This is a genomic window from Veronia nyctiphanis (genome assembly GCF_004116385.1).
In the GTDB taxonomy this organism is placed as follows: domain Bacteria; phylum Pseudomonadota; class Gammaproteobacteria; order Enterobacterales; family Vibrionaceae; genus Veronia; species Veronia nyctiphanis.
The window spans coordinates 25,872-50,161 of the sequence record NZ_PEIB01000024.1 but is presented as its reverse complement, the minus strand read 5'-3'; the positions used below and the strand labels follow the sequence as shown (position 1 = coordinate 50,161).

General features: G+C 43.2%; 22 protein-coding genes and 3 pseudogenes. 16 read left to right on the top strand and 9 right to left on the bottom strand.

From position 1 onward, the window contains the following. Positions 1-20: 20 nt before the first annotated feature. A complete protein-coding gene (locus CS022_RS16910) occupies positions 21-983 on the bottom strand; it encodes a TDT family transporter (protein WP_235869570.1) in 963 nt (320 codons plus the stop codon). 1,004 nt (positions 984-1,987) lie between these two features. On the opposite strand from CS022_RS16910, the gene CS022_RS16905 reads away from it, so the two are divergent. Together CS022_RS16905 and CS022_RS16900 are read left to right on the top strand one after the other, a co-directional pair. After that, positions 1,988-2,287, top strand: coding sequence for a DUF6916 family protein (locus CS022_RS16905; protein ID WP_129123266.1), 300 nt, complete (start codon positions 1,988-1,990; stop codon positions 2,285-2,287). 403 nt (positions 2,288-2,690) lie between these two features. Beyond that, a complete protein-coding gene (locus tag CS022_RS16900) occupies positions 2,691-3,125 on the top strand; it encodes a hypothetical protein (protein WP_129123265.1) in 435 nt (144 codons plus the stop codon). A gap of 40 nt (positions 3,126-3,165) precedes the next feature. Here CS022_RS16900 and CS022_RS16895 read toward each other — a convergent pair whose 3' ends face one another. After that, positions 3,166-3,735 (bottom strand): hypothetical protein, encoded by a 570-nt coding sequence (locus tag CS022_RS16895; RefSeq protein ID WP_129123264.1) that lies wholly within the window; start codon positions 3,733-3,735, stop codon positions 3,166-3,168. Positions 3,736-4,308: 573 nt separating this feature from the next. On the opposite strand from CS022_RS16895, the gene aroG reads away from it, so the two are divergent. Continuing rightward, positions 4,309-5,361, top strand: a complete 1,053-nt coding sequence (gene aroG / locus CS022_RS16890; protein WP_328590404.1) for a 3-deoxy-7-phosphoheptulonate synthase AroG — start codon at positions 4,309-4,311, stop codon at positions 5,359-5,361. A gap of 69 nt (positions 5,362-5,430) precedes the next feature. Here the strand turns inward: aroG and CS022_RS16885 are convergent, their stop codons facing one another. Then, positions 5,431-6,555, bottom strand: coding sequence for an amidohydrolase (locus CS022_RS16885; RefSeq protein ID WP_129123262.1), 1,125 nt, complete (start codon positions 6,553-6,555; stop codon positions 5,431-5,433). 415 nt (positions 6,556-6,970) lie between these two features. Here CS022_RS16885 and glgC point away from each other — a divergent pair. Both glgC and glgA read left to right on the top strand, forming a co-directional pair. Continuing rightward, positions 6,971-8,193, top strand: a pseudogene (glgC, locus tag CS022_RS16880) (glucose-1-phosphate adenylyltransferase). After that, the gene (gene glgA / locus CS022_RS16875) at positions 8,186-9,667 is read left to right on the top strand and encodes a glycogen synthase GlgA (protein WP_129123261.1); all 1,482 of its coding nucleotides are present in this window, start codon (positions 8,186-8,188) and stop codon (positions 9,665-9,667) included. The pseudogene glgC and the gene glgA overlap by 8 nt, the downstream one beginning before the upstream one ends. 72 nt (positions 9,668-9,739) lie before the next feature. Here the strand turns inward: glgA and folX are convergent, their stop codons facing one another. Both folX and folM read right to left on the bottom strand, forming a co-directional pair. Beyond that, positions 9,740-10,102, bottom strand: coding sequence for a dihydroneopterin triphosphate 2'-epimerase (folX, locus tag CS022_RS16870; protein ID WP_129123260.1), 363 nt, complete (start codon positions 10,100-10,102; stop codon positions 9,740-9,742). An 18-nt stretch (positions 10,103-10,120) separates the two neighbouring features. Next, positions 10,121-10,834: a dihydromonapterin reductase gene (folM, locus tag CS022_RS16865; RefSeq protein WP_129123259.1), complete on the bottom strand. Its 714-nt coding sequence runs from the start codon at positions 10,832-10,834 to the stop codon at positions 10,121-10,123. A gap of 132 nt (positions 10,835-10,966) precedes the next feature. Here folM and CS022_RS16860 point away from each other — a divergent pair, with 132 nt between their 5' ends. The 7 genes from CS022_RS16860 (at position 10,967) to CS022_RS16830 (ending at position 15,746) form a co-directional block, all read left to right on the top strand. Next, the gene (locus CS022_RS16860; RefSeq protein WP_129123258.1) at positions 10,967-11,680 is read left to right on the top strand and encodes an SDR family NAD(P)-dependent oxidoreductase; all 714 of its coding nucleotides are present in this window, start codon (positions 10,967-10,969) and stop codon (positions 11,678-11,680) included. A 99-nt stretch (positions 11,681-11,779) separates the two neighbouring features. After that, positions 11,780-12,511 carry a 5-oxoprolinase subunit PxpA gene (locus CS022_RS16855; RefSeq protein WP_129123257.1) on the top strand — a complete coding sequence of 244 codons (732 nt, stop codon included), beginning with the start codon at positions 11,780-11,782 and terminating at the stop codon, positions 12,509-12,511. A 323-nt stretch (positions 12,512-12,834) separates the two neighbouring features. Then, positions 12,835-13,944 (top strand): MBL fold metallo-hydrolase, encoded by a 1,110-nt coding sequence (locus CS022_RS16850; RefSeq protein ID WP_201746311.1) that lies wholly within the window; start codon positions 12,835-12,837, stop codon positions 13,942-13,944. A 70-nt stretch (positions 13,945-14,014) separates the two neighbouring features. Further along, positions 14,015-14,320: a hypothetical protein gene (locus tag CS022_RS16845; protein WP_129123256.1), complete on the top strand. Its 306-nt coding sequence runs from the start codon at positions 14,015-14,017 to the stop codon at positions 14,318-14,320. A 147-nt stretch (positions 14,321-14,467) separates the two neighbouring features. Further along, positions 14,468-14,686, top strand: coding sequence for a DUF6434 domain-containing protein (locus tag CS022_RS16840; RefSeq protein ID WP_129123255.1), 219 nt, complete (start codon positions 14,468-14,470; stop codon positions 14,684-14,686). 151 nt (positions 14,687-14,837) lie between these two features. Next, positions 14,838-15,176, top strand: a complete 339-nt coding sequence (locus CS022_RS16835; RefSeq protein WP_129123254.1) for a cupin domain-containing protein — start codon at positions 14,838-14,840, stop codon at positions 15,174-15,176. A gap of 36 nt (positions 15,177-15,212) precedes the next feature. Continuing rightward, positions 15,213-15,746, top strand: a complete 534-nt coding sequence (locus tag CS022_RS16830) for a GNAT family N-acetyltransferase (RefSeq protein ID WP_129123253.1) — start codon at positions 15,213-15,215, stop codon at positions 15,744-15,746. Between the two features lie 44 nt (positions 15,747-15,790). On the opposite strand, the gene CS022_RS16825 is transcribed toward CS022_RS16830, so the two are convergent. From CS022_RS16825 to pyrC, 4 genes and pseudogenes are all read right to left on the bottom strand, one after another. Next, positions 15,791-16,084, bottom strand: a complete 294-nt coding sequence (locus tag CS022_RS16825; protein ID WP_129123252.1) for a hypothetical protein — start codon at positions 16,082-16,084, stop codon at positions 15,791-15,793. A gap of 25 nt (positions 16,085-16,109) precedes the next feature. Beyond that, entirely contained in the window at positions 16,110-16,721 is a 612-nt protein-coding gene (locus CS022_RS16820) for an FMN-binding negative transcriptional regulator (RefSeq protein ID WP_129123251.1), read from the bottom strand. A gap of 314 nt (positions 16,722-17,035) precedes the next feature. Beyond that, positions 17,036-17,658 (bottom strand): annotated as a pseudogene (locus tag CS022_RS16815) (MarC family protein). Between the two features lie 158 nt (positions 17,659-17,816). Next, positions 17,817-18,844: pseudogene (gene pyrC, locus CS022_RS16810) on the bottom strand (dihydroorotase). 600 nt (positions 18,845-19,444) lie between these two features. On the opposite strand from pyrC, the gene CS022_RS16805 reads away from it, so the two are divergent. The 4 genes from CS022_RS16805 to CS022_RS25465 are packed head-to-tail and all read left to right on the top strand — an operon-like array spanning position 19,445 to position 24,288. Then, positions 19,445-20,428, top strand: a complete 984-nt coding sequence (locus CS022_RS16805) for an FHA domain-containing protein (RefSeq protein ID WP_129123250.1) — start codon at positions 19,445-19,447, stop codon at positions 20,426-20,428. Between the two features lie 43 nt (positions 20,429-20,471). Next, complete coding sequence (locus tag CS022_RS25475; protein ID WP_201746310.1) at positions 20,472-21,743, top strand: protein kinase domain-containing protein; 1,272 nt, start codon at positions 20,472-20,474, stop codon at positions 21,741-21,743. Between the two features lie 8 nt (positions 21,744-21,751). Continuing rightward, entirely contained in the window at positions 21,752-22,261 is a 510-nt protein-coding gene (locus CS022_RS25470) for an AAA family ATPase (protein ID WP_201746309.1), read from the top strand. Positions 22,262-22,293: 32 nt separating this feature from the next. Next, complete coding sequence (locus CS022_RS25465; protein WP_201746308.1) at positions 22,294-24,288, top strand: ATP-binding protein; 1,995 nt, start codon at positions 22,294-22,296, stop codon at positions 24,286-24,288. Positions 24,289-24,290 lie beyond the last annotated feature (2 nt).

The window sequence follows — 24,290 nt, the reverse complement described above, 5'->3', positions numbered from 1 at the left end:
TATCATCACCAATGAGTTTTTCAAGTGCGGGCTATGCGCAGCTTAATTATCGAAAAAATTCGATGATGATGTGCATATTGATAGCTGAGCCAAATGACAATTGATGTCGCAATGAATAGCTCGATCGCCCCAAACAATGATAACCATTGCCAATCTTCGTAGCGAGTTGCTAACCATTGCGACAGCTTTTCAATCGCAACTGCACTAATGACAGATGGGAATGTCAGTGCGAGAAGTCCAGGTTGAAACTTTTGCCTCAGTAAGCTGATGCAACAAAGGTAGACAAAAATTGTCATCACGATACCGACTGCTCCTAGTGCCCCAGCTAAAACAGGATTGGGGTCACTGAAATTTGTCAGGTATGCGGATAGCGAGAGATTGACAGGCGCTGCCATGATTGCAACAACAGGTCTGCAGTGTTTGGGTAACCGTCCCATAAATGCCAGTCGATATAAAATAACAGGCAACATGCAGAAATAGGCTCCGATACATATGTGCATGAGTTGGAGCGATTCAGCGGCAAAACCTAATTTGCTGCCTGCAAGCGTGCTACTGATTATCCCAACTGGATACAGAAACCAGCTTGGATACAACTGCTTCATATCGAAATGTGTAAGCTGCCAACTAAAAAACATCACCATCATGAATAGATGAAGAGCAAACGCAGAATAAAGAAGAACAGCGGCTGACTCTACATGTACTTGCGTTAAATAGTCAGCAATGAGCATCAAAGACATCGACATCGGCGCCATCAAGCTTCCATAGAAAGGATGTTTAATGTCGGTGAGAAATCGATTTGGCTCTAAAAGGTATTTACCGCAAACAGGTAAAACCAACAGGGCGCCAATCACTGTACTTACTAACTGCAGCTGACCTGCAAAAGACGGTAAGTGAAGTGACCATACAATGCCAAGCCCAATGACAGCCATGCCCAGCGATGCTTGCGAGGTAGGTATAGAACGGAAAGGAGAGTGTAATTTCATTAATAATTTTGTCGTATCGGTCTGCCATTAATGCTTGAGACAGTCGCTCGAGCTATATGTTATTGAATGTATAAGGTCAAAAAATAAAAGGTTATCGCCTCAGGCCGACGAACAGAAGATAAGCATAAACCCTGCCTTAATTTCATTAAAATGTGATCCAAGTCTCTTTATGTGATCGATTTCACAGGTTTGGTGCGACCAGTTGGCTTTAAAGAGCGGTTGATGCTTTATTTTAATCGTAACCTGTTCCGTTTCATGATGCCTTGAGCGTCGCGTCACCATTGGAGGACTATTTCTCAGTCGAGAAAGTATACAGGTTACATGACAATTTGGAATGTTAGACCGCGTAGTGAATACGCAAAAATGATATTACCTTGCTTCGATTGGTGGCCCATAGTCAATTGACCTAGACGGTCGGGCGCGAGGCCTGGAGGCTCTACATAGTGAGCAGATAGCAAGGTTGCAAAAGGTTTTTAGATCTAGAAATCAGTACTAAAAAGCACCACTAGTTGGTGGCTTTTCTTATTTTTGTCTCGATAGTTAATGAATATAGTATTCCGGTAACAAATTAATAACGCCTTATCATCATCGTAGTGACGCTCGTCATTAAATATTGGATGTACAGGAAATTATATTGGTGAGAATCTAAGTAGAGAAAATTAATCTACTGACGACCTATCAAATCATGTTTATTTAATTAAGCTTTTAATTTTTAAGGATTTAGATGAAAAGTCGCCACCGACGTCTTTGGTATTTTCAAATAACTAAAAAAAGAAAATTATTATAAGAAAAGACGATTTTAACGTGTGCGTTTATTACGTACACAATACGCTAATCATGCATGCTAGTGGTATCTGATGTGATGGGGGGCGCATTGCGCTGTTAATTTTTTGTATTAGTAACACAAAAGCATCATTTAGTTAGATTCTGCTGAAAAAATGTCTATGCTTAAAGTGTTGGTATTCAGCCATGCTTATGATTTTAAACGCAGTTTGAGGTGATAGATGAACGTTTTGTCGTGGGAAAATATTTCAAAACTTGAAGGACAAAATGTGATGGTCCTTGATGGTGCTGAGAATGAATTCGACGTTATGATTGAGTCTGTTGAAGAGCATGACAGAAATGGCGAAATCCATGAGGGTCTTCACATAGAAAGGTACACAATAGTGTTACTTGGCCCTAATCATGCGGAATTCCCCCAAGGTAATTACATTATCTCTCACCCATCGATGGGCCAACAAATTCTCTATATGATCCCACGTGAAGAAAACCGATATTCGATAACCATTGACACAACAGCGTAAATATTTCTGTCTTAATCTAACCCCTTGATTTTATTAATTACCTCACATTCGGCTCGCGGATATATGTTCTATTAGCATTAATTCGTCATTCAGGTGGCGTAAATTACCCTTCATTTGAGCCAATTCTCTTGCACCATTATCAAAAAATCAGTATTTTTAGCCCGATTTTTGATGTGTGTATATTCAATTTTGCTGTTGTTAGCTTAGAGCTGGCCATCTGCTTATTTATTCGCGAACCTGTTTTCATTAAGCTGCATTCCCTATACGCAACTCGTTTACATCCATTAAAAAGCGTGTGATCACTCACAAATATTTACTCTTAATTGTTCAATTTACCTACTTAGAAGTTTGCTTTCGATAAGCTGGTTTTGTGAGTGGCTTTCGGACGTAAATGGAGGTGCACATGTTTGCTTGGCTAAAGCTGTTACTGATTGGTACTCCGGTCAAGTCGACTGACTGGGTGCTGTCGTTACTACGTAAAAATAATGCTGGCAGTTACAAAGATTTCAAAGATTACTACGATAAGAATGTAACGATTCTTCACTCTAACTATATGTCAGACTTTGTTCGTTTTGAGCGCTATGCAAAGAAAAACTATAAGAAGGATGACCAGAAAGTGTTCATGGCAATAAAGACCGCTATGTATGCGCAGAAAGCAAAGAAGGTAAAGGTTGCGGCTTGTATCACGGCATCAATTATCAACCTGAATCGAGATAAAATCGCTAAAAACAAAGACCAAATTCATCCCCGCCTGCAAAATGCTGCTCTCGCAATACATAAGCAGTTGGTCAAAACACAAAAATCGAGTGTTGATAAGGCAGCTGAAGAGCTGTGGTGAATCCACAGCTTTATTCAAATGTCTTGCTATTTGCTATTTGCTATTTGCTACTGATACTTAGCTTAAATGTATCTTCGTATAGACCGTTGGCAAGGTAAGACAGCCCGATAGAGAAATGGTTAGAAATGTATAGTCTTCCACCGAACTCCAATACAGCTTGAGAGTCTTCCCCGCCAAAAGACACATTTCCTAGTTTTACACTCGCATCCAGCATTTGTGATAGGTAGGTTGTTGCCTCGAGACTGAGCCCAACGGCAAACTTTCCAAACTCTTCTTCTTGTTCCTTTTCAAACTTCACACTATAGATTTGTGCGTCTCCGGAAATATCGATGAACTCCGTGAAAGGCGTCGTAAACCCTAAACCTGTTGCGATCACCCAATCTCCTTCAAGCCGACTCCCTGCAGTCAGAGATACATGACCGAGGCTCGAAAAGGGAAATTGCCCTTCAACCAAAAAGCTTGAACCGCCGTCAATAAGCCCAATATCCAGTTTAGAGTTTGCAGGTACTAACGCAGTTCCTGATGTCTGATAGGCCAATGTCTGAAAAGGTAGAAGACAAAAGGTCAAAGTGAGAAGCTGATGTTGCATGCGTTTTAGTCTAAAAAACATAGCATTGCCCTTCACAAAATACTATTGATAGATTTCAGTGTAGACAATGATGGTCAAATGTATCGAATATGAGAATGATGCCTGAGTCATAAAAAGTAATTTTTCGTCGCAGCCAAATTCACAACGGTGAACAAACGTTTAAAAGCTGTTAACACTCAAGATGAGTAAAAATGACGTATTCAAATATTAATGAAATGAAAGTGCTACTTATTTGCAATTATCTTCTATAACGCCAAAAGTCATCGAGTACAATTGCGATTATTTTTAATATTAAATTATTTAATTCAATGGTTTAGTATGGTTTTCTTTCTGTTGTGACACTTATTCTGCGCCATTTCAAAGTAACAATTTTGTAAAACTCATCTTTTCTCTATGCACTGTTCAGGAGGCCTGAGCAACACAAAAAGTACGATTAGCAAGCTTACAGGATGAATTTAAAGCAAAAACTTTGTAAAAATATGTTTGCACTCTAAAGGCGATAACGTTAGGTTATTACTTGGCAATGGAAGGATGCTCTACAAAAATCAACGTGAGAGCATCAGATGTGATGTAAAGCAGGACAAAGAGATGAGCATTTACCAAACTGACGACGTCCGCATTAGCGAGATTAAAGAACTTCTGCCTCCGGTTGCAATTCTGGAGCGTTATCCTTCATCAGAGAATGCGTCTGAAACGGTATTTAAAGCTCGCCAGGCCATTCACAATATTCTTAACGATAAGGACGACAGACTGCTGGTAGTCGTCGGTCCTTGTTCAATTCACGACACTGATGCTGCGGTTGAATATGGCCGTAAGTTGAAAGCTCTTCGTGAAGAGCTGTCTGATGACCTCGAAGTGGTCATGCGTGTTTATTTTGAAAAACCAAGAACCACCGTAGGCTGGAAAGGTCTAATCAACGACCCGTTTTTAGATAATAGCTTTAATCTTAACGATGGCCTGCGTATGGGCCGCAAGCTTCTGTTAGATATCACTGACATGGGCTTACCAACAGCGGGTGAGTTTCTCGATATGATCACTCCGCAATATATGGCGGACCTTATCAGCTGGGGTGCAATCGGAGCGCGTACTACAGAGTCACAGGTTCACCGTGAACTTGCATCTGGTCTTTCATGCCCAGTTGGCTTTAAAAATGGTACAGATGGAAACATCAAGATCGCTACTGATGCGATTCGCTCGGCCGAATCACCACACCATTTCCTTTCAGTGACGAAATACGGTCATTCAGCGATCGTCGAAACTGCGGGTAATGAAGATTGTCACATTATCCTTCGCGGTGGTAAGGCACCTAACTACTCGAAAGAAGACGTTGATGCGGTTACCAGTGAGTTGGAGTCTGCAAAACTACGACAAAAACTGATGATTGATTTCAGCCATGCTAACAGCAGCAAGAAATACGAGCGCCAGATGGTCGTGTCTAACGATGTTTCAGCTCAGATTGCTTCTGGAAATGATGCCATCTTTGGTGTAATGATCGAAAGTCATCTTGTTGAAGGGCGTCAAGATTTAGTTGTTGGTAAAGAACTGACTTATGGTCAGAGCATTACAGATGCATGTATTGGTTGGAGCGATACTGAAAATGTATTGCGTCAACTTGCTGAAGCAGTGAGAGAGCGTCGCAACAAATAACATTAGTACATGCTAACGTTAATTTGGTAATGAATATCTGAGCCCGCCACAAGCGGGCTTTTTTATGGGTTACTTTAGCCCATTGAGATTGCGAATAATCTTCTCGAATACCTTGCTGGATATATCAATCAAGGTATCTGGAAAATCATAATCAGGCTCTTGCAAAGCGGTGTGTTGAGAACCGCTGCCAATGCCGAAAAATGCCGCTGGCCATTTGTCTGAAAAGTGTGAGAAGTCCTCCGACCACCTCATCGCCTCAGGTAAATTCTCGGTATCAAATCCTAGCTCCTTGCATGCCTGCGATAAAATAAGATTTGCCTCTCTGTGGTTCACTATCGCTCTAAATTTATCTTTCCATTGAACAACGGCTGAAAGGTTATTTTCTTGTGCAATCTTTCGTGCTAATTGCTCTATTTTGGTGCATTTTTGTCTGAAAACCTTGTTGCTGTTGCTCCTGATGGTCACCATCACTTTGCTTTTTCCTGGGGTCGTTGCGAAAGCAGGTTTGCCGATATGGAGATGCACAAGTGTGATGAAAAATTTTGATTTTTCCGCTGATTCAAAAGACTTTGTTGCCTCAATAAACTTCATCATAGGTTGGGTTGGGTCATTGCCATCTTCAGGGTAAGCAGCATGCGCCTCTGACCCTTCATATTCGACAATCATACCTGTTGAGGCATAAGAAAACGTGTTAGTACGCGTGAGTATTTGTCCTATGGGATAACCAGGAATGTTGTGGTAACCAAAACAGTAGTCAATATCTACCTGTTTCCATTTGTCGTCTTTCAGCATTGCACGAGCACCCGTTCCATTCTCTTCTGCTGGTTGAAAAATCATGTGGACACTGCCTCGCTGTAATTGTTGTTGCCTCAATTGGTGCGCCAATGACATAAGGCTTGCAGCATGTCCATCATGGCCACATGCGTGCATGATGCCCTTATTTTCAGAAATATGATCGTGTGTTGACCTTTCTGGTATGGGAAGTGCATCTATGTCTGCACGAAAGAGGAGATTTGGCCCGGGTGAAGGGCCTTTTATTGACACAACGATGCCATATCCACCGATACCGGTAACGGGTTTATAGCCGAGTTGACGTAAAGTGTTGGCAATATAATTGGCTGTCCAATTCTCTTTTCCGGAAACCTCGGGGTGTCTGTGAAGTTGATGCCGAAAGAGAATTGGATTGAAGTCCATGCTGCCTTCCTGTTATTTATTTGTTGTGCTTTTTAGGTGGCTTGTTACTTTACGCAAGCAATCTCCAGAGGATAGTGACTAAGATCTCATTCTTGCCTTGTCTCTTTCTTTCGGCAAATTTTACATTTTCAGCGGCTTTGTGGGCTAAATGATTGCTTTATGTTAATTGTGTGAATTGACGGTTATATTTGGTACTTGTAGTCAGTTTACGAATTCGTAACTTACTGATCGTAACACCAAATTTGATTGACATGCTTAATGTATTCGATGTCACACTTTTAAAAATAATGTCGTAGTTTTGTCTTATTTCCCGTCTGTTTGATTCTGTTTATGGTCGTCTAGTTTCTTGGTCAGTGTATACTGCCGACTAAAACTAAAAACGGATTTATTTATTTGCTTTGCTGCAGGAGGATTTATGGCTAAGGGTGTACTCGGAATGATTTTGGCTGGTGGTGAGGGGTCGCGTCTTCGTCCGCTAACAAAAAACCGAAGTAAACCAGCTGTGCCATTCGGTGGGTCTTATCGCCTCATCGATTTCGCACTTAACAACTTTCTGAACGCTGATTTGCTTCAAATCTATGTTCTCACCCAATTCAAGTCTCAGTCACTTAATCATCACCTGAAACAAGGCTGGAACATCACAGGCCTTTCTGGTCGTTTTATAGATACTATTCCTGCTCAAATGCGAATGGGTAAACGCTGGTATGACGGAACGGCTGACGCTATCTATCAAAACATCCGCTTTATTGAACTTGCGGACCCTGCACAAGTAGCGATTTTTGGTAGTGACCATATCTATAAAATGGATATTCGTCAGATGCTGGATTTCCATAGTGCAAAGGATGCAGCGCTGACAGTATCGGCACTTAAGATGCCAATCAGCGAAGCGTCGGCGTTTGGTGTGATTGAAGTCGATGAAGATGGGCGTATGATTGGTTTTGAAGAAAAGCAGCTAACCCCAAGTGTGTGCCGGGCGATCCTGAACATGCGCTTGTTTCTATGGGTAACTATATATTTGAGGCTGACGTCTTAGCGAAAGAACTGACAGAAGATGCTGAGAATGATGATTCAAGCCATGACTTCGGTAAAGACATCATTCCGAAACTTTTCCCTGAAGGTAAAGTGTTCGTTTATGACTTTACGCAAAACTCTATTCCGGGTGAAAAAGAAAACGTTTATTGGCGCGATGTAGGTACCATTGATGCTTATTGGGAAGCACATATGGATTTGTTAGAAGAGAATCCTCCTTTCTCTTTATACAATCGTCAGTGGCCGCTGCACACCTATTACCCGCCACTACCACCTGCAACATTTACTGACGCGGGCGACAGTAAGGTGAAAGTAACAAACAGCCTGATTTCTGCAGGTAGTTACATTCAGGGTGCGCAAATTCACAAATCAGTCCTTGGTTTCCGCAGCAACATCGATAACGGTACCTTGATCAGCGAGTGTGTGCTGCTGGGCGACACCAAAATTGGTAAGAATTGCCGTCTGCGCCGCTGCATCATCGATAAAGATGTTGAGATTGCAGAAGGCACTGTGATTGGTGAAAACATCGACTTGGACCGTCAGCGCTTCGATGTGTCGGCCGATGGCATCGTCACCATCCCGAAAGGTGAGAGGGTAGGTTTTGAGTAATCTCAATATTCTTTTTGTTGCCTCTGAAATTGAGGGGCTGGCAAAAACCGGTGGTTTGGCTGATGTAGCCAAATCACTCCCGAAGTCTCTGCAGGGCAAGGGGCACGATGTACATGTTGTTGTCCCTTGTTACCGTTCTATAACAGGCTCGTTTGACGCGCCTGTTGTGCTTGATACTGCGCTGCTGGCAGACAACGACACCTATATCGATTATCAGGTTCGTGAACTCGAAACGGATGGCGTAAAGGTTTGGGCTATTGATTGTCGTCGTTATTTCGACAGAGAGTCTCTTTACGCTGAAAATAATCAGGCTTACCACGATAACGGTGAACGCTTCGCTTTCCTGAGTGTGGCATCGCTGGATTTGACGGAGAAATTAAACTTTCGTCCTGATATTGTGCATGCCAACGACTGGCATACTGGTCTGGTTCCATTTCTGCTAAAAAATCGTTATCAGCATAATGAGTTTTTTGCTGACACCCGCTCTGTTATTTCCATCCACAATGCCGTATTTAAAGGCGTGTTCTCATACGCTGAATTGAAACTGATCCCTGAACTCACGCGTGAACGCTTTGCTCACATTGAGATTGATCACCACCACATTGCTTTTCTCAAAGCTGGTGTTGCGTACGCAGACAAGATCAATGGCGTAAGCCCAAATTATGCTAAAGAGCTGCTGACAGATCTTGGCTCACAAGGTATGGGCTGGGATTTTTCTGCGAGAGCAAATGATCTTGTCGGTATCGTTAACGGTTGTGATTACGGCGATTGGAACCCTGAGATTGATGAACTGATCCCCCAGAAATTCAAAGCCAACAAAACAAGCATGACGCGTGGCAAAAAAGCCTGTAAAAAAGCGCTTCAAGCTGAAGTATCGCTCCCGCAAAAAGATTTGCCTATGTTTGGTATGGTTTGCCGCCTGACAGAGCAAAAAGGTCTACAGTACTTGGTGCCTATCTTGCGCCAATTCCTGTTGAATGATGTTCAAGTAGTGATTGTTGGAACGGGTGACCCTGCGATTGCGCATCAGCTGAATGAGATAGCCACAGAATATAAAGAAAAATTTGCGTTTGTAGAGGCCTACAGCAATAAGCTTGCTCACTGGGTTGAAGCCAGTGCTGATGTATTCCTTATGCCGTCTGAATTTGAGCCATGTGGTTTGAATCAAATGTACAGCATGGTTTATGGCACACTGCCTCTAGTAAGAAACGTAGGTGGTCTAAAAGACACTGTGATTGATTATGATGCTAACCCAGAATTTGCAACTGGCTTCATTTTTGAATCACCGGAGCCTTCAGCATTATTGATTGCTATGCAGCGTGCACTTTTGCTACATGCTCAGAATCCTGTTGAGTTTAAACGTGTGCAGATGAATGCAATGAGCTGTCGTTTTGATTGGGATGATTCAGCCCAACAGTATCTCGACCTATATGCGTCAGCGAGAGTTGGGATACAGCAAGGCCAAACAGCATAAACCTTGAGTCAATACCGATAAAAAACGCGCCTTAAGGGCGCGTTTTTTACTTTTCTAAACCGAATAGCTTCATCATTCAGGTTTTGACCAGCTAAGACTTAGAGAAACTGAGTCTGCGAAGCGTAAGGCATGCGGCTTATCGATAGTAACCTTTGCATAAGTGACCCACGAATGCTCAGTGGAGATATCGAGGACGTCTGACACGAGTTTTTCGAGCAGCAAGAATCGTCCGTTTTCCACATGCTCAATAATCGCTTTAGTCACTACTTTGTAGTTAAGAGCGTCGTCTACGGTGTCATTCATGCAAGCTTTTTCACCCGGGTAGTGAATCTCGATATTTAGCACTACATCCTGACGCTTCTCTTGCTCTTCAGGGTTAAAGCCGATATATGTTCTCAGACGAAGGTTTGTAATTGTAATAATGGCGTTATGCATCTCTTATTCCTTATTTTTTCACTTGAGGGCGCGGCCGCCATCAAGTTTTAAGATCTGGCCTGTCATGTAGTCACTTTCTAATAGGTAATTTACTGCTTTAACGACCTCATTTGCACCCGGCGCAATGCCAAGTAGCGACTTGGATAGCGCTTTCTTCTGATAGGTTTCATCATCACCCTCATTAAACATAATCAGGGCCGGTGCAATACTGTTTACCTTGACGGTGGGTGCGAGTTGTTGGGCAAACGATAAAGTAAGGTTCTCCAATGCTGCTTTACTAGCCGCGTAGGCAATGTGCTTATGGCTGCCTTTTTGAACCACATAATCTGTCATGTGAATGATATCGGCGCAGGACCCATTATCCGCATCGAGTGATGCTGAGAGCGCCAGATTGATCAGGTAAGGTGCCTTAACATGTACTTGCATCATGTCGTTGATCAGTGAAGCAGGGCAGTCGGCATATTTTTCTGCGTTCCAGTCGGAAGCATTATGAACAATTGCTCGCAGCGAACTGGTCACTGATTTTACGTTTTCAATAAACGAACGAATACCATCATCACTGGAAAAGTCAGCTTGGATGCATTTGGCTCCTCTAGTTTCAAGGCGTTCAATTGACGCACGGCGCGTGCGATACGAGGCAATAACCTGATAGCCTTGTTCCAGAAAGTTTTCAGCGAGTGAGAGGCCGATGCGTTGCCCTGCTCCGGTGATGAGAATGTGAGGGTTTCCCATAAATTTTTAGTATTCCCGTCTTGTATGTAAGCTTTTGATTTGAGTTGTACGTAGAAAACACCAATGAGGCTTAACGGCGCATAAAAATTAGCGAATATTTCGAATGTTAGCAAATTTAGAGGAGGCGGATGGATGGCAGAGACATTAATGGTGGCTGGCTCACATGGGACAATAGCAAAAGCATTAATTGAGAGATTATATGAATCCGGATACCGCATTGTAACGGTCAGTCGGTACCCTGAGCCGCACAACCTTTCTTCTTCTCACCTTGTGACAGCCCTTGCAGATGAAACGTCAGTAGACGATGTTAAAAACTGGCTGAAAAAGGAAAACATAAAGCTTAGTGGCGTTATTTGTTGTTGCGGTCAGTTATACGATGAAACAAACCTCCCTGAGAAAAATCTTAAGCAGCTTAAACTGAATTGGTTGCAAGAAAGCCTCAAAGTGAACGTAGCTACCCATGTTCATCTGGCTCAGGGCGTCGCGGGTTTTATATCGTCAAAGAGCAATATTCGTTGGCTGTCTCTCAGTGCCAAAGTGGGCAGTATTGAAGATAACCAGTTAGGGGGATGGTACAGTTACCGCATGAGCAAAGCTGCTCTCAATATGTTTCTCAAAAATCTGTCCATAGAGTGGCAGCGAAGAGCACCGGGCTGTTCGGTGATTGCTGTTCACCCCGGTACAACGCCTTCAGCGCTGTCTGCGCCTTTCACGAAAAATTGGCCGAAAGATAAGCTGTATGAGGACACATTAACAGCGCAGAGAATTGCCGCTATTTTCGCGTCTCAAACGCCATACAGCTCGGGAAAACTGTACCATCACGACGGAACTGTCATTCCTTGGTAGAACAAACAATGGCTTAGTGGAATACTCCTGCTTTGCAGTTTTTCGGGCTGGTAGAGGCGTTAATCCTGTCCGACAATTAAAAGAAAACGGGAGAGAACCATGAAACTGAATTGTGATATGGGCGAAAGCTTTGGCCCTTGGTCAATGGGTATGGACGAAGAAGTGATGCCTTGGATTGATATGGCAAATGTCGCTTGTGGTTTCCATGCCTCAGACCCAGACACCATGGCGAAAACGGTACGTTTGGCTGTTCAACATAGTGTCACAATTGGTGCTCATCCTTCCTACGATGACAAAGTTGGCTTTGGTAGACGTTCGATTCCCCACAGCCTAAATCAAATCAAACACCTTGTTGCCTATCAAGCCGGTGCGCTTGATGCGATATGTCGACAATACGGTGCTCAAGTTTCTTACATAAAACCGCATGGCGCTCTGTATAACGACATGATGGCGAATAAAGGAATCTTTGAAGCTGTCGTCGGTGCGGTTGCATCACTTCCGTACACCAACAATCTCATGATGCTGGCTAAATCAGACATGAGCGAGTTTGATTCGATTTCAGCCAGCTACGGCGTCACGCTGATCAAAGAGGCGTTTGCCGATCGGGCGTATACCGATGAAGGAAGTTTGATGCCTCGCAGTCGAGAAGGTGCAGTTTTGAAAGATAATACGGCTATTGAAGCGCAGGTTTTGCAGTTGGCCAAAGAGGGCACGATTACCAGTCACAGCGGAAAGACGCTGACACTAAACGTTGACACCATATGTGTACATGGTGACAACGATCATTCAGTAGCGATGATTGAGCAATTGAAAAAAGCGTTAACTGGGTAGAGAAGGCTATATAAACCATGCGCTTAATACATATATTTGTTTAACTGCCTCGCACTTCATCCTATCTAATTCCATCTTTATGAAAGCGGCTCCTCTCCACCATAGCCGCTTCATTTCTTTTTCGCCTAGAATGTCTGAAACGAGTGCGGTCGATTCGAGCGTCGTCATTATCTACTGTGCTGATTAGCAAGGGAAACTGTTGGGATTTCGCGTTGACATTTTCCTTGCACAGTTTGGTATAGGTTTTGATCTAGCACACTTTCTTATGTCATAAACGAGGGCGTCTTGAAAATGTGTGCTCGTGGTTAACAAAGGGATTTGTAATGAAAAAGTGGTTTCTTTTGATGTTCTTGGCAGTCATTTTGGCTGTGTGCGTCACCATCTTCTTACCTTCATTTAATTCGAGCAATCAGGTTGAAATCGTCAACACAGATTTGCCGATAGAGAAATACTCTCGACAGAAGGGCGATACTGAGGATGCCACCCGTTATTTCATTAACCTTTTCCCTGATGTTGAAGAGTATCCAATCAGCTGTGAGGGCGATTGTTATCCACCGACTGACGACATCAAGTGCAGCGAGAACATGCACGACTGTCAGTACATAGGAGCACAACCGACCATTAAAGATGTGGCAGGTTTCGATCTGCACTGGTTGGGGCACGCAAGTTTCAGGGTACAAACGGACAATGGACAGGTGTTTCTCTTCGATCCCGTATTTGGGCAATTTGATTGGCCTGTGAATTGGGGATTTCGTGTTACCCAAGGGTTCAACCGTCAGCCTGCCGATGCTGTGGAGTTTGAGACACTGGAAAAAGTGGATGCGGTAATGTATTCACACAATCACTATGATCATTTCAACAGAGCAGACATAGAGAAAATAAACAACGAAGCACAGTTCCTGTTGCCTTTAGGGTTAGCAAAGCGTTTCCCCGGCGGCGATTATCAGGTCAGCGAAATGGGTTGGTACTCTCAAAAGAAAATCGGTGATGTAACCGCGCATTTTGTACCCGCACACCATTTCAGTAGCCGGACACTGTTAGATCAGAACCAAAGCCTTTGGGGCGGTTGGGTACTCGAACACGCAGGTAAACGTTTGTTCTTTGCCGGAGATACTGGATATTCGCCACACTTCAACGATATCGCTGAACGCTATGGTGAAATTGATGTGTGCTTGCTTCCTATCGCATCATACTTTAGCGAAAGCCGTCCGGAGTGGTATCGAAAGGTGCATACGACACCTGAAGATGCTCTCGTAGCGGCACAAGATCTGAATTGTAAAATCATGATCCCTTGGGGATATGGCAATGCAAGCTGGCGTATGGGCGATCACACTTCGCACTCCGCACTATTCCGCTTGCTACACATGCAAAAGAAAATGAACGCTCAAACATCAATTTACGTTATGAATGAGGGTGAAAAGCAACTGTTTTAGTGGATCACCAGACAGGAGGATTTACTATGGAAATGGTATTCGTATCTAGCAGCATCGAGGGAGATGGAACATGAACTTTAAGAGTTCGTTAATTTTCAGAAAAGTTGTGCTTGCCTCTTTCATTTCGGCTGTAATGTCGTTCAGCGGAGCGTCGATAGCATGTGAAGAGATGCACGGTAGCGCGCAGACCCCGATTGAAAATGAAGAAAAAATCGTTGCTTATCTTAAACGGAAGGGTTTCATCACGGAAGAAATGGACGCTGAAGCGCAAAGAGAAGTTCTTTTAGCGTTTGTTCGTGCGCCAAAGGAATTTGACCCAAGAAAAATGAAGCCGCCGAAACTTGAACTAAGCCCATCAGCCAAGCAAGAAGGCTAGTTCACTTCACAGCAAAAGAGTCTTTTATTCAAAGAGCGAGACTATCTCGATTCATGAGGTAGACCTCGCTCTTTTCCCTCTTGTCACTGAATTGATTGCTTTAGCGAGAGAAGTCGACAGAGAGAATCGCAGCACAGAGGAAAACGCATGACCCCTTTTGATTGGCATAAAGACCCAATAGATGATCAGACTGTTATCACTAGTACTTATAAAAATACACAAAATGCCCGTCGCTATTTTGAAGAAGTCTGCGGGGATCATTTCCGGTTTAACCGGCACTTCATGGCATGGATGAAAAAGTCTAAAGGCAGAACGATGAGAGAGGCGGCTAATTACTGGCTCTCTGAACAAAGTGGAGAGACATAAAACCCCGAATTTTATTTATCAAATATTCTTCAGATTGTGCTTTTTGCCGCAGTATCCTTTGCTTTTGATTGTAAATCCTCTGTCGTCATTGATAGTGAATGTTTCGCCCAACGAGCTGGCCGAATCTGATGGGATAATGTGAGGAATAGCAATGATAAAATCAGTCAGCAATGCAGAGCATTACACCTGGGGTGAAGCATGCGATGGCTGGCATCTAGTAAAGTCACCCACACTCAGCGTTATTCAAGAGCGTGTGCCGCCAGGTGCGTCAGAAGTCAGGCATTATCATACTCATGCCGAGCAATTTTTCTTCGTACTGTCTGGCACTGCATCCCTTGAGGTTGACGGTACCGTGTACGAGCTTCGCCCCATGCATGGTTTCCACGTTCCCGCTGGCGTGCCCCATCAAATGAGAAACACCCACGACACTGATGTCATTTTTACTGTCACGTCCACACCGCCAAGCCATGGTGACCGATTCGGGGCGTAAACCAAGTCATTGTAAATCGAGAGAAAGGAGTTCTTGATGTTTAAAATAACTGTTGATGAAGAAATCAGCCTCTACCTTCCTCATGAGACGTTTGCGGCAAGATATGCCGAGTTGGCGTTTGAAAACTTCGCATACTTATCTCAGTGGCTTGCTTGGCCTGCATTCTGTAAGACAGAAGAGGATTTTGAGGGCTTTATTAAAGGATCAGTCCATAAATATGCCGATGGTATAAGTATGAATTGCGCCATCAAGTATAAGGGCGAGATTGTCGGCAATACTGGTTTTAACACCATTAATCAAGATACAAAAATGGCCGTCATAGGCTACTGGCTTGCTGAGAAATATCAGGGTAAGGGAATCATCACGCGCACAACCCGTTTTCTGATTGATTATGCCTTTAAGACTTTGGATCTTGAGAAGGTCCAGATCTCAGCGGCAGAAGAAAACCTGCCAAGTCGAGCGGTCTGTGAGAGGTTAGGTATGACGCTTGAAGGCGTGTTGACCAATCAGGAGAAAGTGGGCGACCGTATTCTCAATCATGCTGTTTATGGCATTCATCGTCAGCATTGATGTTACTTTGAGGGTGTTCTGTTTTTATGCCAACCCCCTCTTTATTACTTGAGCACCAAACTCACCAAATAGCTGATAATGGCAACACTTGCCGCGATAGTCATGAAGCGCTCGATTCGAATAAACAGCCTTATCTCAGCATCATCCTGCTGATGAAGGTAGCCCCGCTTTATTGACTCATTCAGCGAAACGAACCTGAGGAGACCGCTTTCCATTCCTTCTTCACGGTTGCTAATTCGGGCCCATTCCTGACAATGGTTTTGAGCGATATGTTTCTCCAACTTTTTAAGGCGAAAAGCATAGGCGAGAGTTAACGCCAGAAGAAAGGTGAACAACATAGTTTATTTCTCCTTTATTGACTGGTTATTTTCCAGTACCAATGTTTTCATCCTTCATATATTTCAGCAGGCTTATTGCGTCGTTGATGTTTGATTGGGAAAGGCCCGCAACAACACCTTGTTGATCTACGAGTGACCTGTGCTGACCAAGCTTTTCTTTTCCTTCCATTGACGTAATGCGAATTTTAAAGCCCACAATGCCTTTGCTCAGTTTGTTTTTATATTCCTGCGGGATGAAATCCTCAATCAGCAATTCTGGCTCATATTTTCTTATCAAGTTACTGAGCATTTCACCTGTTGACTTTTCATCTGTCAGCTCAATGATACCTTTGACATGAACCGCACTATAATTCCAGGTAGGTACTGCTGGTTGGTTTACATACCATTGCGGTGAAATGTAAGCGTGCGGACCTGAAAATATGACCAAAACCTCCGTGTTATCAATGTTTCTCCATTGAGGATTAGCGCGGGAAAAATGTCCATACAACACCCCAAACTCACCTTCATCTGCTTTAAGTAACAAGGGTAAATGTGATGCTTCTAAATCAGAAGAAATGACGGATGCAAAACCATATTGATGAATAAATGATTGAATCTTGTCTGTAGACTTTATTTTCCATTTTTCTGGAATGTGCATAGTTACCTTTATCAAAAGCGGTGGTCAATTTACTTACGCAGATTTTATGGACGCTTATCTAGATAAGGAATATATCCATTCCAAAGAAGCAATATGTACGCTATGAAGATATTCGAGAATAACAAAAGCGACATGTATATAGCGGTGTTTTGTTGTGGTGCTGGTCGAAAAATAGCGACGAGAGAATGAGGTTGTTACTTGATAGTAAATTAGCGATAGGTAAGGGGTAATGAAAGCAAATCAAACAAGGCTGCTACGTCAGCCTTGTTTGTTCTGAGTAAAATTTTGGCGTGAGGCCTTAATTGATAGGGTACCTAGATGTAAAAATCTCTTATACCAATAAGCAGGTTATTAAGTGCAACGGCAGCAAGAATTAGCCCCATCACCCGACTTATAATTGCTGCGCCCACATTGCCAATCAGCTTTGAAATATGCGTTGCGCCAAGCAATAAGAACAAGGTACACATCAGTACAACAATCATAATGCCTGCGGTAATACTTTGGTCAATCAGAGAGTGACGAGAGTTGTCTGTCAACATCACAATGGCCATCATGGCGCCGGGCGAAGCGATTGAAGCATCGCCAGCGGATACACGGCAAGATCTGCCAGTTCAGAGTGACTGACTTCCTCGGAGATTTTGGTTTCCTGCTCAGGTTTACTTTCACCAAAGATCATCGTAAGTGCGAAGAGCAAAAGAACCAATCCGCCAGCGGCCTGAAAAGCGGGCAGCGGTATTTGCATCGCTTCTAATAATATCTGTCCAGCGATAAGGAAAAATAAGAGCACGCCCGCTGCGATGCCGACGGCTTTCAAAGCGACAAGTCGACGCTGTTTAGCATTCAGGTGTTCGGTTTGTGAGAGATAAACGGGCACTGAACCGACAGGGTCAATCACCGCCCAAAGGACAATAAATTGAGTGATCAAAATACTGAGCAAGAGAAGTCTCCGATATTGTTGTCTTAGAAGGGAGTTGAAGGCGAGATTATACACTGTCATCTGAGTGGTTTCTGGGAGGGTTGGACAGTGAAAATAAAGTATCAAAAAGCCCGGAAATTTCCGGGCTTAAAACGGTAATCAAGGGTTTTGCGAAAAGACTACTTAACCTTCCAGCTTACTGTTTCACCGGCACGAATTGGCACCACAATGTCAGAGCCAAATGGCATGGTCTCCGGTACTGCCCATTCATCTTTTGTCAGCGTGACAGTATCTGAATTACGAGGTAAACCATAGAAGTCAGGGCCATTGTGACTGGCAAAGGCTTCAAGTTGGTCGAGTTTACCCGCTTCCTCAAACACTTCCGCATAAAGCTCAAGTGCAGCATGGGCGGTATAAGAGCCTGCACAGCCGCATGCGGCTTCTTTCATCCTTTTGCGTGGGGTGCAGAATCGGTTCCTAAGAAGAACTTTTTGCTGCCGCTGGTGGCTGCTTCAACCAGTGCTTTCTGATGAGTATTACGCTTGAGGATCGGCAGGCAATAATAATGAGGTCTGATTCCGCCAGCCAGCATGTGGTTGCGGTTATACATTAGGTGGTGAGCGGTAATCGTTGCTGCGACGTTCTCATTGGCATTTTTAACAAAGGTCGCTGCTTCAGCTGTTGTTATGTGCTCGAGTACGATTCTAAGATCAGGGAAATCATTCACAATCGGTGCGAGCACAGAGTCGAGAAACTCTTTCTCACGGTCGAAGATATCAACATCGCCATGTGTTACTTCGCCGTGTACTAGCAATAACATACCAACTTCCTGCATGGCTTCAAGTACAGGGTAGATATTCTTTGCTGATGTAACGCCAGAGTCTGAGTTTGTGGTTGCACCGGCTGGGTAGAGTTTTGCAGCAACAGCGGCGCCGCTCTCTTTGGCCTTTCTGATTTCATCAGGTGTGGTGTTATCAGTGAGGTACAGCACCATCAGTGGTTCGAATTGTGAAGAAGGCTTTTGCGTCATGATTCGATCACGGTAGGCGATCGCCATTTCTGCATTGGTTACCGGAGGGACAGTGTTAGGCATGATAATGGCGCGACCATTATAACGGCTGATATCACGAACGGTATCCGCGAGTACGTCTCCATCGCGAAGGTGAACATGCCAGTCGTCAGGGCGAGTGATTGTAAGTGTGGTCATTAAGGCCTCCCTCCATAGAAAAAATATCGGATTGGAGCCTTTGAGCAAGCAATATGCAAGGTAAAGCAAACGCTTGCGCTCAGGCGGCAGGATAATAGAGTAAAAAGCCCTACATTTCATCCTATTTTTACATCTGATTCATTTCTAAAAGTGTTGGCTGTTTCCTCTCACCCAGACTCTCCTGTTACAAATGTCAAAAAATGAAACCTATCTCGCCGGGTTTTCTTGTGGTCAAACAAAGTAATTTTGTCATGAATCAATGGAGCAATATAACGCTAAAAGCTCACTTTTACTTTGCAATCTAACGAATAAAATCTGATGCGAAATGTCCAGATATGAATGCATTAAATCTTTAGGTCACGACAAGTTTTTTGTATGGAAACCCTATGATTTCATATTGACTTTGAAGTCGATATTTCTCGATGAGAAAAAAGTGAAAACAAATTCAATTTCTTGCGAGGTAGTTAAAGATATGTCTTCGATTTAGTATAAAAACATGCATCGTAATGTTAGTTATACCTTTTTATTGGATGATTTGGTCAGTATAGAGAATGTACTAAATATGTTCTCGTAGGCATCTGGTCTAAAGGATTAGACATTATGACGATTGATACCATGTCGCCACCTCAACAACTAGGTGGTTTGTTGACAACTTCAGACGGTAATAACGTTTTTCTTCGACAGTATCATACCGTCGGCCGCTCATCAGATTGCCATACATTATTTAATCTCGCTGGTGTCTCTCGAATTCATGCTGTCGTCGTATGGCAAGACGAACGATGGTATCTCTTTGACAAAAGCACCAACGGTGCGTGGGTTAACGACAAAAAACTCGTTAAAGACGAACCGTTCGAAATCAAAAAAGATGATCGAATAATTTTGGCATCACGTGCTTACGAAGCCTTTACCATGGCGTCAGACAACGCGCCACTCGATATGTTGGTTAACATCAATACCTCTCGCCAGCCAATATGCCTTGAAAAACCGTTCACCAAGCTCTCAGAGCATCAAGAGATTCATCATCAAGACGGGCTGTGGAAGTTGTTCGACACGCGAGCGTCGCAAGAGCCAGAAAGGTATCTGAAAGATGGTGACACAATAAGCATTAACGACCAAATCTACAGAATGCAAGCCAACCGGGTTGATGAGCAGACACAACAGATTCGACCAATGGTTAAAACGCTTGAAGATCTTTCTTTCTGTCTAGATGTATCAGACGACGAAGAAAAAATAAGCCTGCGAATTGATGATGGACAAAACAGCACCACTATTGCGGGTGCCCGACTACAGAACCAACTTTATCTACTTCTTTGCCTTGCAAGAAAAGCACTTAAAGATGCAGCTGCAGGTTACGGTGAAGCTCATTGTGGCTGGTTGGATGTGGATGAACTCTCTAAGTCGCTGCTCATAGAGCCTGAAAATACCCGCATTCGTCTTCATCGCTTGCGCACTCGCTTACGAGACGCCGTCAACTTTGGCGGTATAGATGCCTGTGAGTTGATTCAGCTGCAGAGCGGTGATGTGAGGCTAAATACGACCAGCATCAGCATATTCAAAAATGGTGTTGAAGAACAACCCAAGTAATAACACGACGCCACTAGATACCACATTTATTAAGACACGGATTATGGACTTTCGACAAACATCAGATAGCCACATTAGGAACACGTTCGACTCGACGCACTATGAGTTATTAGAAAAAATCGGCGAGGGTGGGTTTGGTAAAGTATTCAAAGCCCGACAGATTAATACCGGTCAGCTGGTGGCTATCAAATTCCTAGCGCTAGACCCTCACAGTGAAGAAGCACAGAAGCGCCGTTATGTAGATCGCTTCAAACGAGAAACATTGTTAAGCAGCAAGCTTGATCACCCAAATATCGTCAGATTGCTTGATCAGGGCCACTGTGGTGAAAACCTGCTCTACGGAGTATTTGAGTACGTTGATGGTCAGTCTCTGAGAGACTATTTCGCCGCAAACGGGGCGATGTCAGCACCTGAAGCGCAAGACATTATGAGCCAAGTGTTGGATGCTCTTATCCACGCGCACAAAAATGGCGTTATCCATCGCGATATCAAACCTGCGAACATAATGCTCAGTCAGGGGGGAGCAAAGCTGCATGCCAAAATCCTCGATTTTGGTATTGGTACGCTGACGAAAGAGACGCGCCATAGTGAATTCAACACACTGACACTGACGCAGGAAACACTGGGTACGCCGTCTTACAGTGCACCAGAGCAACTGCGTGGGGAGCCAGCGACAGAGAGCACAGACCTTTACGTATGGGGACTTGTGTTCCTTGAGTGCTTGACGGGCACGCCGGTGATTACTGGCTCCAGTATTGCCTCGGTGTATCACAAGCAATTGAGTAACACACAGGTACCGATGCCCAATGCTCTGCTTGGCCATCCAATCTCTGAGTTACTCCGCCGTGTGTTGCAAAAGAGCCCGACTGAGCGTGTGATTACTGGAGAGGAAACGTATCAGGCACTAAGCCATGTGAATATGGCCAGTTTGGTGGGGCAAATCGGCACCTTTAAAGGCCCTGCGTCACATGAAGATACCACCGTCATTCTGCGTGATGATGAGCCTGACCACCCCAATCATGTTGATTACACGTCATTCACTGAACGTAAACAAATCACCGTGCTCGCCGTTCGATTTAGTGTGTCATTGTTGGAAGAGAGAGACAGTGACCTTGATGTACTTGATACCATCTGTAAATCACACCGAGAACACTGCTTAGATACGGCTACGCGCTTTGGGGCATATTACGTTGCAGTCTGGGTGATACAACGCTGTTCTATTTTGGATACCCGACAGCAAGTGACAATGATACTCGCCTTTGTGCACGCACCGCACTTGATATTGTTGGTGATTTATCCAAGCGAAATGCATTAACACGTGACATGCATGGTGCTTCGCTCAATGTACATTTGGGTATGCATACTGGCGTATTTACCACTTACGTTGACAGCACACCGGAAGGGCATGTCGCCAACGCTGCGCTGGCACTCTCCCGATATGCGGAACAAAACCAGATTCTCTGCACGTCAGATGCACAGGCAATATTAGACCCACACACTGAATTCAAAGCGCATGACAAACTTAACCTGGGTTTATCGATACAAACCGAACCTGTATTCAGGATGGTGGGTGAACGCTTAATAGAAGCGTTTGGCTTTATGCGTGGCACAAGAAACCACCATGAGTTGATTGGCCGGGAGAAAGAGCTTGAAACGGTCGTTTCTTTGCTCAACAAGCCCAATGACGTCAAAAAAGTGGTTCATATTCATGGTGAGGCAGGTATTGGTAAGTCTCGCCTACTGCAAGAAGTCAGAGCGAACGCAGCAAGTTACCAACATCTGGTGGCGCAGTGTCTCCCTGAACACCAAAACAATGCGTTATACCGATACTGACCTTGGTTCGTAACCTACATAACACGTCGAATTTGAATGGCACTAGAGCATTAGAGCTATTCACTGACGTTCTCTGTAAACAAGAAAATCAACTCGATATTAACCAAGCGTTGCCCATTCTGTTTGTTTGGTTAAATATAGAACTAACCGATGAGATGCAGCCTTCTGCGCTGCCGCCGGAAGCTCAAAAAGAATTGCTTTTTGCCACACTAAACGCTTTGCTTTTGTCACAACAGTTCAACCTGAAAGATCAGAAGTTGTGCATAGTTGAGGACATACATTGGGCAGACAGCTCGACGCGTGAGTTCTTGAGACATATTTCTGAGAGTATAGATAACAACTTTGCGTTATTAATGACCTCGAGGAACGAAGTGCCAGAGCAACTTAAAGACGTTCGTCTTAAGGATGTTTACCTAACAAAACTCACTAAAGAAGCAACAGAGAGCTTTATCTTCACGTTATTCGAAGGAAAAGATGTTGCCCACAATGTCCTAGATATCCTCATTAATCGTACCGATGGTATACCACTTTTCATAGAAGAACTTGTGGGTATGTTGAAACAAAAAGAATTAGTACACGAGAAAAATGGCATCGTTGATTTTGTTAATGCTGAAAAACTCGATCAAGTACCAACAAGTCTTCGTGAGTCCTTACAGCAAAAAATTGACTCATTGAGACACGCAAAAGAAACTGCGCAACTTGCCGCTACTATTGGTCGCGAGTTTGATTTGGATCTTTTAGTCTCTGCCTCTCCTTTGAGTGAAAATCAGATTCAAAATGACTTAACTGAACTAATTGTTAATGACTTAATCGTTCAACAGAGGCGAGTTAATAACTTTAGTTATGTATTTAAGCATGCTTTAGTTAGAGATGCTGTATATAACAGTATAGATAGGGTTTCTAAAAAAAATCTACATATTCAAATAGCAGATTCAATTGATGATAACTTAGAATTTGATTTTAAATTAACTAAATCCTTACATCTTCAGTTTGCTGAACAGTATTCTAAGGCATTTGATTACTTGGCGAGGTTAGGCCAGAAGTGTCTTGAAGATTGTAAATACCATCATTGTGAAATAGCTTTTTCAAAAGCAGAATTTATTTTAAATATACCTACAGTAACTATTGAAGCAACAGAGAAACTAGCACTTGAATTAGGTCAGGCAAGTCTATGTTTAGCAACGAAAGGTTATGGCGATGATGAAGTTAGAGATAGGTATGGTAGGGCAATAATATTAGCTAAAACTATTGAAAATAAGTCAGACTTGCCAAGAATTCTTTGGGGGATTGGTGTTTACTATATGGTGACTGGTGATTTCCTAGAAAGTATAAATACAGCAGAGCAAGCCTTTAACACTATCGAAAATATAGATGATGTTGACAACATAGCCTTGAGTGCACTTATTTCTGGCTCAAGCTTATGGCTTGGGAGGTATAAGCAAGCTGAAAGAATATATGAGAAGTCATATAATAAAATCAATGACGCTAATGATCCTATTTTCAATCGAAGATATTCATATAATATCTCAATAGCAGAAATTAGCTATTACGCTTTAACATGTGCTATTCAAGGGAGAAGTATAGATGCAATTAAATTATCACAAAAGGCTATTTCTACGGCGAAAGATATAGGAAACCCGTTCTCAATATCTCATGCTCTTGCTCGTTCTTCTTTGGTTTACATAATTTGTGGTGACTTTGATACAGCTTTAGAATTTGCAAATAAAGCATTAAATCTTGCAGAAGAGAGTGATATATTTCTTTGGGCTACTGTTGCTAAAATTATGCAACAATACTGTATGATAAGCCTTGGAGTACAGAAAGATACAGTTTTTATTGAAGAAGCAATATCGCTATATGAAGATTCTGGTGCACTAGCAAACCTTCCTTTATATTATATATTTTTAGCAAAATCATACTCGGTGTTAAATAGTGCTGACAAAGAAATGTCTGCTATGGAAAAGGCAAGGAAGATATCCAGTAAAACAGGCGAGAAATTTTTCATTGATAAAGTAAATAATAGGTAAAT